14 protein-coding genes and 1 riboswitch are annotated in these 15,995 nt (G+C 69.8%); of the genes, 6 read left to right on the top strand and 8 right to left on the bottom strand.

All coding sequences use genetic code 11. From position 1 onward, the window contains the following. Window positions 1-14: 14 nt before the first annotated feature. From BLW57_RS14270 to BLW57_RS14255, 4 genes are all read left to right on the top strand, one after another. Complete coding sequence (locus BLW57_RS14270) at window positions 15-1,022, top strand: tetratricopeptide repeat protein (protein ID WP_093474846.1); 1,008 nt, start codon at window positions 15-17, stop codon at window positions 1,020-1,022. A 73-nt stretch (window positions 1,023-1,095) separates the two neighbouring features. Continuing rightward, the gene (def, locus tag BLW57_RS14265; protein ID WP_073889376.1) at window positions 1,096-1,746 is read left to right on the top strand and encodes a peptide deformylase; all 651 of its coding nucleotides are present in this window, start codon (window positions 1,096-1,098) and stop codon (window positions 1,744-1,746) included. A 291-nt stretch (window positions 1,747-2,037) separates the two neighbouring features. After that, window positions 2,038-3,123 carry an epi-isozizaene synthase gene (gene cyc1 / locus BLW57_RS14260; RefSeq protein WP_093474845.1) on the top strand — a complete coding sequence of 362 codons (1,086 nt, stop codon included), beginning with the start codon at window positions 2,038-2,040 and terminating at the stop codon, window positions 3,121-3,123. Further along, window positions 3,120-4,490 (top strand): bifunctional albaflavenone monooxygenase/terpene synthase, encoded by a 1,371-nt coding sequence (locus tag BLW57_RS14255; protein ID WP_093474843.1) that lies wholly within the window; start codon window positions 3,120-3,122, stop codon window positions 4,488-4,490. Before cyc1 ends, BLW57_RS14255 begins: the two co-directional genes overlap by 4 nt. A gap of 22 nt (window positions 4,491-4,512) precedes the next feature. On the opposite strand, the gene BLW57_RS14250 is transcribed toward BLW57_RS14255, so the two are convergent. After that, a complete protein-coding gene (locus BLW57_RS14250; RefSeq protein ID WP_093474842.1) occupies window positions 4,513-5,478 on the bottom strand; it encodes a helix-turn-helix domain-containing protein in 966 nt (321 codons plus the stop codon). 93 nt (window positions 5,479-5,571) lie between these two features. Here BLW57_RS14250 and BLW57_RS14245 point away from each other — a divergent pair, with 93 nt between their 5' ends. Next, the gene (locus BLW57_RS14245; RefSeq protein ID WP_093474840.1) at window positions 5,572-5,802 is read left to right on the top strand and encodes a hypothetical protein; all 231 of its coding nucleotides are present in this window, start codon (window positions 5,572-5,574) and stop codon (window positions 5,800-5,802) included. A gap of 10 nt (window positions 5,803-5,812) precedes the next feature. Here the strand turns inward: BLW57_RS14245 and BLW57_RS14240 are convergent, their stop codons facing one another. The 6 genes from BLW57_RS14240 to nagB form a co-directional block, all read right to left on the bottom strand. After that, on the bottom strand, window positions 5,813-6,826 hold the full coding sequence (locus BLW57_RS14240; protein ID WP_093474839.1) for a ribonucleotide-diphosphate reductase subunit beta: 1,014 nt from the start codon (window positions 6,824-6,826) through the stop codon (window positions 5,813-5,815). After that, on the bottom strand, window positions 6,826-9,195 hold the full coding sequence (locus tag BLW57_RS14235; RefSeq protein ID WP_093474838.1) for a ribonucleoside-diphosphate reductase subunit alpha: 2,370 nt from the start codon (window positions 9,193-9,195) through the stop codon (window positions 6,826-6,828). The genes BLW57_RS14240 and BLW57_RS14235 overlap by 1 nt, the downstream gene beginning before the upstream one ends. Window positions 9,196-9,318: 123 nt before the next feature. Continuing rightward, window positions 9,319-9,478: riboswitch (cobalamin riboswitch) on the bottom strand. A gap of 146 nt (window positions 9,479-9,624) precedes the next feature. Continuing rightward, a complete protein-coding gene (gene mctP / locus BLW57_RS14230) occupies window positions 9,625-11,253 on the bottom strand; it encodes a monocarboxylate uptake permease MctP (RefSeq protein ID WP_093474836.1) in 1,629 nt (542 codons plus the stop codon). Then, entirely contained in the window at window positions 11,250-11,513 is a 264-nt protein-coding gene (locus tag BLW57_RS14225) for a DUF3311 domain-containing protein (protein WP_176985578.1), read from the bottom strand. Before BLW57_RS14225 ends, mctP begins: the two co-directional genes overlap by 4 nt. Before the next feature lie 138 nt (window positions 11,514-11,651). Beyond that, the gene (locus tag BLW57_RS14220; protein ID WP_073889388.1) at window positions 11,652-12,416 is read right to left on the bottom strand and encodes a GntR family transcriptional regulator; all 765 of its coding nucleotides are present in this window, start codon (window positions 12,414-12,416) and stop codon (window positions 11,652-11,654) included. A 200-nt stretch (window positions 12,417-12,616) separates the two neighbouring features. Beyond that, window positions 12,617-13,402: a glucosamine-6-phosphate deaminase gene (nagB, locus tag BLW57_RS14215; RefSeq protein ID WP_093474833.1), complete on the bottom strand. Its 786-nt coding sequence runs from the start codon at window positions 13,400-13,402 to the stop codon at window positions 12,617-12,619. A gap of 485 nt (window positions 13,403-13,887) precedes the next feature. Between nagB and BLW57_RS14210 the strand changes: the two genes are divergently transcribed. Next, a complete protein-coding gene (locus BLW57_RS14210; RefSeq protein WP_093474832.1) occupies window positions 13,888-15,363 on the top strand; it encodes a sensor histidine kinase in 1,476 nt (491 codons plus the stop codon). 235 nt (window positions 15,364-15,598) lie between these two features. Here BLW57_RS14210 and BLW57_RS14205 read toward each other — a convergent pair whose 3' ends face one another. Next, window positions 15,599-15,856: a WhiB family transcriptional regulator gene (locus BLW57_RS14205; RefSeq protein WP_003992873.1), complete on the bottom strand. Its 258-nt coding sequence runs from the start codon at window positions 15,854-15,856 to the stop codon at window positions 15,599-15,601. Window positions 15,857-15,995 lie beyond the last annotated feature (139 nt).

Here is a 15,995-nt window from a genome sequence, read left to right as displayed (position 1 = left end):
GGCAGGCGGGAATCGTGAGGATCTTCGGCAAGGGACGGCACCGGCCCTCCGCCTCCTGGCGGCAGGCCACCGACCGCGCGTTCACCTTGATCGGCGACGGCCGGTACGAGGACGCGGGCGAGCTGCTGACACGCGCCGCCGACCTGGAGCCCTGGCTGGCGGAGTCCTGGTTCAACCTCGCCCTGCTGCACAAGTTCCGGCACGACTGGGAGCAGGCCCGGGCCGCCGGTCTGCGGGCGGTCGCCCTGCTGGACCGGGAGGCCGGCGCCCCCGACTGGTGGAACGTCGGCATCGCCGCCACCGCCCTGCAGGACTGGCCGCTGGCCCGTCGCGCCTGGCAGGCGTACGGGCTGAAGGTGCCCGGCGGGTCCTCGCGGCCGAAGGGCGGTCTCGGCGCCCCCGTCTCCGGCGAGCCGGTGGGCATGGAGCTGGGCAGCGCGGCCGTACGGCTCTCCCCGGAGGGTGAGGCCGAGGTCGTGTGGGGCCGCAGGCTGGACCCGGCGCGGATGGAGGTGCTGTCCATCCCGCTTCCCTCCTCCGGACGCCGCTGGGGCGAGGTCGTGCTGCACGACGGCGTCCCGCACGGCGAGCGCACGACGTCCATCGGGCACAGTTATCCCGTCTTCGACGAGATCGAGCTGTGGGCGCCGTCCCCCGTCCCCACCTGGGTGGTCCTGCTGGAGGCGGCCACGGAGGCGGACCGCGACGCGCTGGAGCAGCTGGCGGCCGACGCGGGGTTCGCCGCCGAGGACTGGTCCTCGTCGGTACGGCTGCTGTGCCGGATGTGCTCGGAGTCGCGGATGCCGTCGGACGAGGGCGAAGGGGTGCACCTGGATCCGCACGACCACAGCGAGCCGGGTCATCCCGGGCCGCTGGGGCACCGGACGGACGGACAGCTGTGGGTCCCGGAGCGGGAGTGCGGGGTCGCGGCGCCGGCCTCGCTGGTCCGGGGTCTGCTGGACGGGTGGGTGGCCGACAGCCCGGACTCGCGGGACTGGCGGGATCTCGAAGAGGTTTGCTGAGCCGCCCGTGACCAGCCGCCTTTAGGCTGTACTCGCAGAAATTTCCAGGCTTGCAGGAAGGCATACGTCGGTCATGGCGCAGCAGGACACCGATCAGCAGCACGCGGGCGTGCTCCCCGTCGACGACGAGGGCTATGTCGTGGACACGGAGGACTGCGAGGAGCGCGAGACGGCCTGGCGGGAGCGCGGGACCTCGCGCCCGATCACGGTCGTCGGCAACCCGGTGCTGCACAAGGAGTGCAAGGACGTCACCGAGTTCGGCGAGGAGCTGCAGCAGCTGGTCGCGGACATGTTCGCGAGCCAGCGCACCGCCGAGGGCGTGGGCCTGGCCGCGAACCAGATCGGGGTCGACCTGAAGGTCTTCGTGTACGACTGCCCCGACGACGAGGGCGAGCGGCACGTCGGTGTGGTGTGCAACCCGAAGCTCGTGGAGCTGCCCGCCGAGCAGCGCCGGCTGGACGACAGCAACGAGGGCTGCCTGTCGGTGCCGACCGCGTACGCGCCGCTCGCGCGCCCCGACTACGCCGAGGTGACCGGCCAGGACGAGAAGGGCAACCCGATCAAGGTCCGGGGCACCGGCTACTTCGCACGCTGTTTGCAGCACGAGACCGACCACCTCTACGGCTACCTCTACATCGACCGGCTGTCCAAGCGGGACCGCAAGGACGCGCTGCGGCAGATGGCCGAGAACGAGCCACGCTACCCCGTGGTCGCCAACGACTAGTCGGCGCAGGGCAGTAGGGGCGCCCGGCCGGGATCACTCCCGGCCGGGCGCCCCTTGGCATGAGTGCGTTCGCTCGTCCGTGCGTCGTACATCCGGTCGCTTCCGCCCTCCCGGCGATCCCCAATCGGTCACGCAAGGGGAGATTCTCGGCACCTTGGGGTAGTGAGTGGAGCAAATCCGTTCCCACGGCGGTCAGTTGTGGTGCTGAATGTAAGTGCGGGATACGCAACGGCGCACGCCCGGCACGACGGGAGGGGCGTGCGCTCCTGGCGGCTGAGAGGGGTTTGTTCTGTGCAAGCTTTCCCACACAGCACCACAGCGACACCGACGGCGGTGGTGGTCCCACCCTCACTGGCACTCCCGGTGATCGAGTCCGCCTTTCCCCGGCAACTGCACCCGTATTGGCCGCGACTACAGGAGAAGACGCGGCACTGGCTGCTGGAAAAACGGCTCATGCCGGCGGACAAGGTGCAGGAATATGCCGACGGACTTTGCTACACCGACCTCATGGCGGGGTACTACATCGGCGCCCCCGACGAGGTCCTGCAGGCCATAGCCGACTACAGCGCCTGGTTCTTCGTCTGGGACGACCGGCACGACCGCCACGTGGTGCACGGACGGGCCGGCGAGTGGCGGCGGCTGCGGTACCGCCTGCACGCGGCGCTCGACGCGCCCAAGCACCACCTGCACCACCCGGACCCGCTGGTCGCGGGGTTCGCCGACAGCGTGCTGCGGCTGTACGGGTTCCTGCCCCGCACCTGGAACCAGCGGTTCGCCCGGCACTTCCACGCGGTGATCGAGGCGTACGACCGTGAGTTCCACAACCGCACCGAGGGATATGTGCCCGGCGTCGAGGAATACCTCGCCCTGCGCCGCCACACCTTCGCGCACTGGATATGGACGGACCTGCTGGAGCCGAGCGCCGGATGCGAACTTCCGGACGTGGTGAGGAAGAAACCCGCTTATCGCCGGGCCGCACTGCTGAGTCAGGAATTCGCCGCCTGGTACAACGACCTGTGCTCACTGCCCAAGGAAATAGCGGGCGACGAGGTCCACAATCTCGGAATCAGTCTCGTCACGCACCAGGGGCTGACTCTCGAAGAAGCCGTGGACGAAATGAGGCGGCGTGTCGAGAAATGCGTCGACGAATTCATCGTGGCCGAACGGGACGCCCTACGGCTCGCCGACGAAATCGACGACGGCACGGTGAGCGGCAAGGAATTGAGCGCCGCCGTCCGCGCCTGCGTCGGCAATATGCGCGACTGGTTCAGCTCCGTCTACTGGTTCCACCACGAGTCCGGCCGGTACATGGTCGACAGCTGGGACGACCGGTCCACGCCCCCGTACGTCACCAACGAAGCGGCAGGTGAGAAATGACCGTCGAGTCTGTGAAGCCCGTGGCCCCCGAGGCGGCGGAGCTGCGGGAGCCCCCGCTGGCCGGGGGCGCGGTGCCGGGCCTCGGGCACGGCCTGAAGCTGGTCCGCGACCCGCTCGCGTTCATGTCCGGGCTGGGCCGGCACGGCGACGTCGTACGCCTGCGGCTCGGCCCCAAGACGGTGTACGCCGTCACCACGCCGGCGCTCACCGGCGCACTGGCCCTGAGCCCCGACTTCAAGATCGACGGACCCCTGTGGGAGTCCCTCGAGGGACTGCTCGGCAAGGAGGGCGTGGCCACCGCCAACGGCCCCCGGCACCGGCGTCAGCGGCGCACCATCCAGCCCGCGTTCCGGCTCGACGCGATCCCGGACTACGGGCCGGTGATGGAGGAGGAGGCGCACGCGCTGACCGTGCGCTGGCGGCCCGGCGAGACCATCGACTGCACCTCGGAGTCCTTCCGGGTCGCCGTCCGCATCGCCGCCCGCTGTCTGCTGCGCGGCGAATACATGGACGAGCGCGCCGAGCGGCTCAGCAACGACCTCGCCACCGTCTTCCGCGGCATGTACCGGAGGATGGTGGTTCCGCTGGGGCCGCTGTACCAGCTGCCGTTCCCGGCCAACCGCGAATTCAACCGGGCACTGGCCGATTTGCATCTGCTGGTCGACGAGATCGTCGCCGAGCGGAGGGCATCTGGTCAAAAGCCGGACGATTTGCTGACGGCATTGCTGGAGGCGAAGGACGACAATGGCGACCCCATCGGGGAACAGGAGATCCACGACCAGGTCGTCGCGATACTCACCCCCGGCAGCGAAACAGTCGCGTCCACGATCATGTGGTTGCTCCAGGTCCTCGCGGAACATCCGGAACACGCCGAGAAGGTACGGACCGAGGTCGAATCCGTGACCGGTGGCCGACCCGTCGGATTCGAGCACGTCCGCTCACTGACGCACACGAACAATGTCGTGGTCGAGGCCATGCGGCTCAGGCCCGCCGTATGGATTTTGACGCGGCGCGCGGTGACCGACACCGCGCTCGGCGGCTATCGCATTCCGGCCGGGGCCGACATCGTCTACAGCCCGTACGCGATCCAGCGCGACGCCCGCTCCTACGAGGGCCACCTCGACTTCGACCCCGACCGCTGGCGGCCCGAGCGGGCCAAGGACGTGCCGAAGTACGCGATGAGCCCGTTCAGCGTGGGCAACCGCAAGTGCCCGAGCGACCACTTCTCCATGACCCAGCTGAGCCTGATCACCGCGGCGATCTCGGCGAAGTACCGCTTCGAGCAGGTCGGCGGGTCGAACGACAGCACACGCGTGGGCATCACGCTGCGTCCGCACGACCTGCGCCTGCGGGCGATGCCCTGGTAGGGCGCCTGATACCGGCGCGCGTTCAGGCGGCCTGCGGGCCCCGGAACGCGCGCCGGTAGGCGTTCGGAGTCGTCCCGATCGCCCGGACGAACTGGTGCCGCAGCGCGGCCGCCGTGCCGAACCCGGTGCGCCAGGCGATCGCGTCCATCGTCTCGTCCGAGCCCTCCAGCAACTCCTGTGCCAGCAGCACCCGTTGGCGAAGGATCCACCGGTAGGGCGTGGTCCCCGTCTCCTGCTGGAACCGGCGAGCGAAGGTGCGCGGCGACATGTGGGCGCGGGCGGCGAGCTGCTCCACGGTCACCTCATGGTCGAGGTGCTCCTCCATCCACACCAGGACCTCCCCGACGGTGTCGCACGAGGTCCGCGGCAGCGGCCGCTCGATGTACTGCGCCTGTCCGCCGTCCCGGTGCGGCGGCACCACCATACGGCGGGCGATCTTGTTGGCGACCTCCGGACCCTGTTCCTTGCGCACCAGGTGCAGACAGGCGTCGATCCCGGCGGCGGTGCCGGCGGACGTGATGACGGGGTCCTCGTCGACGTAGAGGACGTCCGGCTCGATGACCGCCCGCGGATTGCGCAGCGCCAGCTCCCCGGCCTGCCGCCAGTGCACACTGCACCGGCGTCCGTCGAGCAGTCCGGCCGCGCCGAGCACGAAGACGCCCGAGCACACGCTGAGCACCCGGGTGCCCCGCTCCACGGCCCGCACCAGGGCGTCGAGCAGCGCGGGCGGATAGTCCCGGACGACGTAGTCGGCCCCGGCGGGCACGGCGATCAGGTCGGCCTCCTCCAGCCGCTCCAGGCCGTACGGCGTCGACACGGAGAGCCCGCCGACATGCGTGCTCAGCGTCGGTCCCTCCGCCGAGACCACCGCGAAGTCGTACACCGGCAGCCCCTCGTCGCTGCGGTCGATGCCGAACACCTCGCACACGACACCCAGCTCGAAGGGGTGCACCCCGTCCAGCAGTACTGCGGCCACGTTCTTCAGCATGCTGCCAGTGTGCCTCGTCGGTGGCAGTAATTCGAGGGTCTGCGGCAGTCCTGCCACTCACGGTAAGGAGCATTCGGCGCGACAGTGGTGTCCATGAACGGAAACCAGATCGAAGGCCTGATCGGAATGACCGCCACCCTCGGGATCCTGCTCCTGCTGGTCCTCCCGTCCGTGCTCGGCATCGTGCGCGACCGGCGTATCGACCGGCAGCTCAGGGAGGCCGAGCGCAGCGGGCGGCGGCCGGCGGCCGCGTCCCCGCAGCCGCCGGCCCCCCGGAGGGCCGTCAAGTCCCGCCGTCACCACGGCGCGACCCGCGCCGCCTGAGTGCGGCCGGTCAGAAGTCCTCGTCGAAGTCGACCGTGCCCTCCACGGCGACCTGGTACGCGGACGGGCGGCGCTCGAAGAAGTTCGTCAGCTCCTGGACGCCCTGCAGCTCCATGAAGGAGAAGGGGTTCTCCGAGCCGTACACCGGGGCGAAGCCGAGACGCGTCAGACGCTGGTCGGCGACGCACTCCAGGTACTGGCGCATGGAGTCGGTGTTCATGCCGGGCAGGCCGTCACCGCACAGGTCGCGCGCGAACTGCAGCTCCGCCTCGACGGCCTCCCGCAGCATGTCGGTGACCTGCTGCTGGAGCTCGTCGTCGAACAGGTCCGGCTCCTCCTTGCGGACGGTGTCGACCACCTCGAAGGCGAAGGACATGTGCATCGTCTCGTCGCGGAACACCCAGTTGGTGCCCGTGGCGAGACCGTGCAGCAGACCCCGGCTGCGGAACCAGTAGACGTACGCGAAGGCGCCGTAGAAGAACAGCCCCTCGATGCACGCGGCGAAGCAGCTCAGGTTGAGCAGGAAGCGGCGGCGGTCCGCCTTCGACTCGAGGCGGTCCAGCTTCTCCACCTCGTTGATCCACTTGAAGCAGAACCCGGCCTTCTCGCGGATCGACGGGATGTTCTCCACGGCGGCGAAGGCGGCGGCCCGGTCCTCCGGGTCGGGAAGGTAGGTGTCGAGCAGCGTCAGATAGAACTGGACGTGCACGGCCTCCTCGAACAGCTGGCGCGACAGGTACAGGCGCGCCTCCGGGGAGTTGATGTGCTTGTACAGCGTCAGCACCAGGTTGTTCGCGACGATCGAGTCGCCCGTCGCGAAGAACGCGACCAGCCGGCCGATCAGGTGCTGCTCCTCCGGGGACAGCTTTGCGAGGTCGGCCACGTCCGAGTGCAGGTCGACCTCCTCCACGGTCCAGGTGTTCTTGATGGCGTCCCGGTAGCGCTCGTAGAAGTCCGGGTAGCGCATGGGACGCAGGGTCAGCTCGAAGCCCGGGTCGAGGAGGTTCTGGTTACGGGTGGTCATCACTGGCAGGCCTCGCAGGACTCGGGGTTCTCAAGGGAGCAGGCGACCGCGTCGGGCTCGGCGACCTGCTGGACGGGGATGGGCGCCTGGCTCTGCGCCTGGGCCTGGGCGGCCCGGGCGATCCGCGTCGCCGGACGGGAGCGCAGGTAGTACGTCGTCTTCAGGCCCGACTTCCAGGCGTACGCGTACATCGAGGAGAGCTTGCCGATGGTCGGCGTCTCCAGGAACAGGTTCAGCGACTGCGCCTGATCCAGGTACGGGGTACGCGCCGCGGCCATGTCGATGAGGCCGCGCTGCGGGATCTCCCAGGCGGTGCGGTACAGCTGCCGCACGTCCGCCGGGATCCAGGCGAAGTCCTGCACCGAGCCGTTGGACTCGCGCAGCGCCTCGCGGGTGCGCGCGTCCCACACGCCCAGGTCCTTCAGGTCCCGCACCAGATAGGAGTTGACCTGGAGGAACTCACCCGACAGCGTCTCGCGCTTGAACAGGTTGGAGACCTGCGGCTCGATGCACTCGTAGACGCCCGCGATGGAGGCGATGGTGGCGGTCGGGGCGATGGCGAGGAGCAGCGAGTTGCGCATGCCGACCGAGGCGATCCGCTCGCGCAGCGCCGCCCAGCGCTCCGGCCAGGCCGGCTCCACGCCGTAGTGGTCGGGGTGCAGCACACCGCGGGCGGTACGGGTCTTCTCCCAGGCCGGCAGCGGGCCGTTGCGCTCGGCGAGGTCGGCGGAGGCCTCGTACGCGGCCAGCATGATGCGCTCGGCGATCCGCGTCGACAGGGCCTTGGCCTCGGGGGAGTCGAAGGGCAGCCGCAGCTTGAAGAAGACGTCCTGCAGACCCATCGCGCCGAGGCCCACCGGCCGCCATCTGGCGTTGGAGCGGCCCGCCTGCTCGGTCGGGTAGAAGTTGATGTCCACGACGCGGTCGAGGAAGGTGACGGCGGTGCGGACCGTCTCGTCCAGCCGCTCCCAGTCGATGTCGCCGTCGACGACGAAGGCGCCCAGGTTGACCGAGCCCAGGTTGCAGACCGCGGTCTCGCCGTCGTCCGTGACCTCCAGGATCTCCGTGCAGAGGTTCGAGGAGTGGACGACGTGGCCCGGCTCGGCCGTCTGGTTGGCGGTGCGGTTGGCCGCGTCCTTGAAGGTCATCCAGCCGTTGCCGGTCTGTGCCAGCGTGCGCATCATGCGGCCGTACAGGTCACGGGCAGCGATGGTCTTCCGGGCCAGCCCGGCGGCCTCGGCCTCGCGGTACGCGGCGTCGAACTCCGCGCCCCACAGGTCCACCAGCTCGGGCACGTCCGCCGGGGAGAACAGCGACCACTGCTCGTCGGCGTTGACGCGGCGCATGAACTCGTCCGGGATCCAGTGCGCCAGGTTCAGGTTGTGCGTACGGCGGGCGTCCTCACCGGTGTTGTCCCGCAGCTCCAGGAACTCCTCGATGTCGGAGTGCCAGGTCTCCAGGTACACCGCGGCCGCGCCCTTGCGCCGGCCGCCCTGGTTCACCGCGGCCACCGAGGCGTCCAGGGTCTTCAGGAACGGGACGATGCCGTTGGAGTGCCCGTTGGTGCCACGGATCAGCGAACCGCGGCTGCGGATCCGGGAGTACGACAGACCGATCCCGCCGGCGTGCTTGGAGAGCCGCGCGACCTGGTGGTAGCGGTCGTAGATGGAGTCCAGCTCGTCCAGCGGGGAGTCCAGCAGGTAGCAGGACGACATCTGCGGGTGCCGCGTACCGGAGTTGAACAGGGTGGGGGAGGACGGCAGGTAGTCGAGGCGGCTCATGAGCCTGTAGAGCGCCGCGACCTCGTCCACCGAGCGGGTGGTGTCGTCCTCGGCCAGGCCGGCGGCGACCCGCAGCATGAAGTGCTGGGGCGTCTCGACGACCTTGCGGGTGAAGGGGTGCCGCAGCAGGTAGCGGCTGTGCAGGGTGCGCAGGCCGAAGTAGCCGAAGCGGTCGTCGGCGGCCCGGTCGACCAGCGCGTCCAGCCGCCCGGCGTGCAGCCGGACGAACTCGGCGGTCCGGTCCGCGATGAGCCCCTCCCGGTGTCCCACGGCCACGGACTCGGTGAACGAGGTGACGCCCTGCGAGGCGGCCTCCTCGCGGATGGCGAGGGTCAGCAGTCGGGCGGCCAGCCGGGAGTAGGCGGGGTCCTCGGAGATCAGGCCGGCGGCCGCCTCCGTGGCCAGCTCGCGCAACTCCGCCTCGTCGGCCCGCGCGGACCGGCCGCGCAGCGCGGCGGCGGCGACCCGGCCGGGGTCGGCGTCGGGGAGGTCGGCGGTCAGCTCGGTCAGGGTCCGCAGCAGCGCGGCACCGGGACCGGCGGTCTTCAGCTCGCTGACTGAAGCCGGGTCTGCTGGCGCGATGGTCACGTGGGGCTCTCCCTCGCTCGGCACAGGGCCTGGCGGAGGGCAGGGGGCAGCCACGAGCGCGCACGGCGTCGCGTCCACCGGCCCACTCCGCGAGGCCCGGACGTCTGTGAGCACCCGGACCGGACGGCCGGGCGCGCTGGCGGCAGGTCCTCGGACTGAACAGGCGTGCGGAGACACGCAAGTACACCGTTGCGGGACAGTTCCGGATTCGCACCGGATTCCCCTGCGGCGACAGCGAGGATGAGCATACATCTTGTGCTCGCCCGCCACGCCACCCCCAGATGTTGTGTCGCCGTCGGTTTCAGAGCGTCAACTGGTAGGTGAGAAGAGTGATGTCGCCGGCCGCCTGCCCGGGCGGCGGCGGTGTGCCGGGCGGGAACGACGACGGGCCGCCGGATCCCCTCCGGCGGCCCGTCGCGCGGCTGTCGCTCAGTGACCGGTGCCCGCCGTCGCCGGCGGCAGCTCCACCTGGACGCCCGGGTCGCCGGCGTCCGCGGTGTAGTCCTCCGGCCGGGTCTGGTCGAGGCCCTCGGGGGCCTTCACGGCCTTCAGGACGAAGGTCAGGACCACGGTGACGACGACGTTCAGGACGAACGCGGTGAGACCGATGTACCCGATCTCGCCGATACCCGGGATCTCCTTCGCGGAGCCGCCGAAGTGCTTCTGCGTCGGCGAGGCCACCCCGTACGCGGCGACCGTGCCGTACACCATGCCGACCGCCCAGCCGGCCAGCAGCGCCCAGCGGTGGAACCAGCGGGTGAACAGGCCGCCCACCAGGGCCGGGAAGGTCTGCAGGATCCAGATGCCGCCCAGCAGCTGGAAGTTGATGGCGACCGTCTTGTCCATGGTGAGGACGAAGACCAGCGCGCCCACCTTCACCAGCAGCGACACGATCTTGGAGACCTGGGCCTCCTGCTTGGGCGTGGCGTCCGGCTTGATGAAGTCCTTGTAGATGTTGCGGGTGAAGAGGTTGGCCGCTGCGATGGACATGATCGCCGCCGGCACGAGCGCGCCGATGCCGATCGCCGCGAAGGCCACGCCCGCGAACCAGTCCGGGAACATGTCCTCGAACAGCTGCGGGATCGCCAGCTGCCCGTTGGTCACCTTCACCCCGGCCGCGATCGCCATGAAGCCCAGCAGCGCCAGCAGGCCCAGCATGAGCGAGTACAGCGGCAGGATCGTGGTGTTCCGGCGGATCACCTCACGGCTCCTGGACGACAGGGTCGCGGTGATCGAGTGCGGGTACATGAACAGCGCGAGGGCCGAGCCGAGCGCCAGCGTGGCGTACGTCCACTGGCCCGCCTCGGGCGGGACGAGCGCGCCGCGCGGCTTGCCGGTGGCGGGGTTGACCTGGCTGAACGCGCCGCCCGCCTTGGCGAAGACGTCGTCGAAGCCGCCCAGCTTGATCGGGATGTAGATGATCGCCACCGCGATGACGATGTAGATCAGCGCGTCCTTGACGAACGCGATCAGCGCGGGCGCGCGCAGGCCGGAGGAGTACGTGTAGGCCGCGAGCACACCGAAGGCGATGAGCAGCGGGAGGTCCTTCACGAACCAGTTGGTGTTCTCGCCGCCGCCGACGCCCATCACGTCGAGCACCGCCTGGATGCCCACGAGCTGCAGCGCGATGTACGGCATCGTCGCCAGGATGCCGGTGAGCGCCACCGCCAGCGACAGGCCCTTCGAGCCGAACCGGCCGCGCACGAAGTCGGAGGTGGTGACATAGCCGTGCTTGTGGGACACGGACCACAGGCGGGGCAGGAAGGTGAAGATCAGCGGGTACACCAGGATCGTGTACGGCACCGCGAAGAAGCCGGACGCGCCCGCCGCGTAGATCGCCGCCGGGACGGCGACGAAGGTGTAGGCCGTGTACAGGTCACCGCCCAGCAGGAACCAGGTGACCCAGGTGCCGAACGACCGGCCGCCCAGGCCCCATTCGTCCAGGGAGTGCTCGTTCTCGGCCCGGCGCCAGCGCGCGGCCAGGAAGCCCATGACCGTGACGGCCAGGAAGAAGAAGATGAAGACGCCGAGCGCGACGCCGTTGACCCCGTCCTTCACTGCGCGGCACCCCCCTTCGCACCGTTGCGGGAACGCTGGTCGTGCTGCCACAGCTTGTACGCGGTCATCGTGAGCGCGGTGGAGATCAGCACCCAGAGCATCTGGTACCAGTAGAAGAACGGGATCCCGATGAACGTGGGGTCCGTCTTGGCGTACGAACCGAGCCACAGCATCGCGACGAAGGGCGCCACCAGACACAGGCCGATGACGACCCGGACCGGTGTCACCACCGGAGGTCTCACTTGAGGTGTTTCGGACATGCCACGGCTCCCGTCCCCTTGCTGATCACGCGTGTAATGCGCAGGCAATCTAGGTGACGGGATCAGTGCACGGGAAGACCTCGTCCGGATATCGGTATGCCGATTTCGGGGTGGCGGTGTGAAGAGATGCCGCCGGGGTCAGTCCACGGGCCGCTTCAGCCGCGCGACGAACTTGTACCGGTCGCCCCGGTACACGGACCGCACCCACTCCACCGGCTTGCCCTCGCGGTCCAGCGAGTGCCGGGAGAGCATCAGCATCGGCAGGCCCACGTCCGTGCCGAGCAGGCCCGCCTCACGGGGCGTGGCCAGGGAGGTCTCGATGGTCTCCTCGGCCTCGGCGAGGTGGACGTCGTAGACCTCGGCGAGCGCGGTGTACAGCGACGTGTACTTAACGAGCGAGCGGCGCAGGGCCGGGAAGCGCTTGGCGCTCAGATGCGTGGTCTCGATCGCCATCGGCTCGGCGTTGGCCATGCGCAGCCGCTCGATGCGCAGCACCCGCCCGCCGGCGGTGATGTCCAGCAGGTCGGCGAGCCGGTCGTCGGCCGTGATGTAGCCGATGTCCAGCAGCTGCGAGGTCGGCTCCAGGCCCTGGGCGCGCATGTCCTCGGTGTACGAGGTGAGCTGCAGCGCCTGGGAGACCTTGGGCTTGGCGACGAAGGTGCCCTTGCCCTGGATGCGCTCCAGCCGGCCCTCGACGACGAGCTCCTGCAGGGCCTGGCGGACGGTGGTGCGGGAGGTGTCGAACTCGGCGGCCAGCGTGCGCTCGGGCGGTACCGGCGTGCCCGGCGCCTGCGTCTCCGTCATGTCGAGCAGGTGCTTCTTCAAGCGGTAGTACTTGGGCACGCGCGCGGTACGGACGGTCGTGCCGGCCTCGTTCTCCGCACTGCTGACGTCGGTGCTCATGCTCTGCCTTCCCGGCTCCGGATGCCGAAAGCGACCGACCTCGCATCGGCCACGGCTCACATCGTGGCACGGCTTCGTGCGCCAGGAGTCCACCCCGCACGCTCCGTGATCTCCTCTGTATACCGGGGCCCCTGCTGTTGGTCTAGTCCATCAGGGGCAGTGCGTGCGGCGACGCCCCGGCCGCGCCGCCGCCGCTGCGGTCAGATCCCCTGCCACTCCGGCTTGTGCGCGTAGGTGTGGCGGAAGTAGTCGGCCAGCTTGAGCTTGCTCGCGGCCGCCTCGTCGACGACCACCGTGGCGTGCGGGTGGAGCTGGAGCGCGGAGGCCGGGCAGACCGCGGCGACCGGTCCCTCGACGGTCGCCGCGACGGCGTCCGCCTTGCCCTCGCCGGTCGCCAGCAGCACCAGGTGCCGGGCCTCAAGGATCGTGCCGATGCCCTGGGTGATGACGTGGTGCGGGACCTGCTCGATGTCACCGTCGAAGAAGCGCGCGTTGTCGACGCGGGTCTGCTCGGTCAGCGTCTTGATGCGGGTGCGCGAGGCGAGCGAGGAGCACGGCTCGTTGAACCCGATGTGCCCGTCGGTCCCGATGCCGAGCAGCTGGAGGTCGACGCCGCCGGCCGCGACGAGTTCCCGGTCGTACGCCTCGCACGCCGCCTGAACGTCCGCGGCCGTGCCGTCAGGGCCCATGAACGCGTCCATGCCGATCCCGAGCGGCTCCAGCACCTCCCGGCGCAGTACAGAGCGGTACGACTCCGGGTGGTCGGCGGGCAGCCCCACGTACTCGTCGAGCTGGGCGATCCGCGCCCGCGAGGTGTCCACGGCGCCGGAGCGCACCTTCGCGGTCAGGGCCTGGTAGACGGGCAGTGGGGTGGAGCCGGTGGCCACGCCGAGCACGGCGTCGGGCTTGCGTCGCAGCAGCTGCGCCATGGCCTCGGCGATCAGCTCGCCGCCCGCCGCGGCATCCGGAACGATGACAACTTCCACGCTGGGCCTGCCGTTCTGAAGTGGGCTCGTGCGTCTCTATGTGGTTTAGACCAATCTAACAGAATCGGCGTTCGAGGGCGCCCCCGAAAGGCGTCTCCTCCCAGGTGCCCCAAGGGAAACCACGGGCGCCCGCGGAAATTGCCGCGGTCATCCGGCCCCATGACCGGCCGGGGCGGGCTAGGCTGCGTGGCATCGCGTGCCATCGCTCGAACGCGCAGGCCGCCGCACCATGGACACGCCTTCGTGGTCTAGTCCACAATCCAAGTGAACAAGCCTCCGTCTTCCCCGCACAGGAAGGCGGATCGAGGAACCGGCGCTCTCTGCCCTGACTGCCCCGGCTCCTCGACCTTCGGCCGACCGGGACCGCACACCCCACGGCCGATGATGCTCCGGGCTGCGGTGCCGGGAGGGTTGAGGGTCCCTTCCAGGCGCCGCGGCCCGCGGGTGTTTTCCGGCCACCGCGAAGCCGCGGGTACGCTCGCACCGTGCCCTCCATGAACGAACTCGTACGCCAGCACACGGCCCTCGACGACTCCGACCTCGAGTGGCTCCACCTGCTGGTCTCGGAGTGGCAGCTGCTCTCCGACCTCTCCTTCGCCGACCTGGTCCTGTGGGTTCCCACCCGCGACGGCACCCGGTACGTCTCGGTCGCGCAGATGCGCCCCAACACCGGTCCGACCTCCTACCAGGACGACATGGTCGGCCATCTCGTCCCGCGCGGGCGCCGGCCCATGCTGGACGCGGCCCTGGACGAGGGCCGGATCGTGCGCGAGGGCGACCCGGAGTGGCGCGAGGAGGTCCCGGTACGGGTGGAGTCCATCCCCGTACGGCGTGAGGGCCGCGTCCTCGGGGTGATCGCCCGCAACACCAACCTGCTCACCGTCCGTACCCCGAGCCGGCTGGAGCTCACCTATCTCCAGAGCGCCTCGGACCTCGCGCAGATGATCGCGGCCGGCTCGTTCCCCTTCCCCGACCAGCAGGTCGACATGGACGCCTCGCCCCGCGTCGGCGACGGCCTCATCCGGCTGGACGCGGACGGCATCGTCCAGTACGCCTCCCCGAACGCCCTGTCCGCCTACCACCGGCTGGGCCTTGCCGCCGACCTGGTCGGTCACCACCTGGGGCGGACCACGGCGGAACTGGCGCCATCCCGGGGGCCGGTGGACGAGGCGCTGGCCAAGGTGGCCAGCGGCTGGGCCCCGCGCGAGTTCGAGATCGAGGCCCACGACGGGGTGATCCAGTTCCGGGCCATCCCGCTCAAGCCCAAGGGCACTCGCATCGGTTCACTGGTGCTGTGCCGGGACGTCACGGAACTCCGGCGCCGCGAGCGCGAGTTGATCACCAAGGACGCGACCATCCGGGAGATCCACCACCGGGTGAAGAACAACCTCCAGACGGTCGCCGCCCTGCTCCGCCTCCAGGCCCGGCGCATCGATTCCGAGCGCGGCCGGGAGGCCCTGGAGGAGGCCGTACGACGGGTCGGCTCCATCGCCATCGTCCATGAGACGCTGTCTCAGAACCTGGACGAGCGGGTGGAGTTCGACGACATCGCCGACCGGGTGCTGGCGATGGTCGCCGAGATCTCGCCGGGCAAGGTGACCGGCCGGCGCACCGGCCGGTTCGGGATACTCGACGCCGAGGTCGCCACCCCGTTGTCGATGGTCCTCACCGAGGTGCTGCAGAACGCCCTCGAACACGGCTTCCGTCAGGGCGACACCGGCACGGTCGAGGTCTCCGCCGTCCGCGGTGGCACCACCAAGGAGGCCCGCCTCCTCGTCACCGTCCAGGACGACGGCGTCGGCCTGCCCGAGGGCTTCGACCCGCACCGCTCGGGAAACCTGGGCCTGCAGATCGTACGGACCCTGGTGGAGGGCGAGTTGGGCGGCTCGTTCGACATGGTGCCGGCCCCGGAGCGGGGGACGCGGGTGATCCTGGACATCCCGGTCCTGGCGCAGAAGTGAGCGGCCGGCCTGCCGGGAACCGAGCGACGAGCCCGCGGGGATGGGCAGTTGGGTTCGGGCGGGGACCGGGACAGCAAAAAGCCCCGGACCGCCATGGGTCCGAGGCTTGTGCTCGTTGCTGCTCCGCTAAATCGCTAAGCGCATCGGGGGATACTGCGCGCTGCGGCTCGGGGGCGGGAGATGCGTGCGTGCTGCACGCGCCGCCAAGCTCAGGCTGTCAGCAGGGGTGGGTGTGTCAGGCGGAGGCCTGACGGGCCCGGTTGCGGGCGGCACGGCGCTTCATGGCGCGACGCTCGTCCTCGCTGAGACCACCCCAGACGCCGGAGTCCTGACCGGACTCGAGCGCCCACTGCAGGCACTGCTCGATAACCGGGCAGCGACGGCAGACGGCCTTGGCTTCCTCGATCTGCAGCAGCGCAGGACCGGTGTTGCCGATGGGGAAGAAGAGCTCGGGGTCTTCCTCGCGGCAAACGGCGTTGTGACGCCAGTCCATGGCTGCTACCTCTCCTTGGTATTACGTGCAAGTTGCTTGTGAATGTGAACGCTTTCACGAATCCCTCAACAAGTGAAGGGCCGACCGCCGAGTCTTCACCCGGCGTGGTCCTTGGTTTGAAGAGGGGTTCTGGTGATCA

Origin of the sequence: Streptomyces sp. 1222.5, assembly GCF_900105245.1 — a bacterium.
Taxonomy (GTDB): Bacteria; Actinomycetota; Actinomycetes; order Streptomycetales; family Streptomycetaceae; genus Streptomyces; species Streptomyces albidocamelliae.
This window is presented reverse-complemented; position numbering and strand designations above follow the sequence as displayed.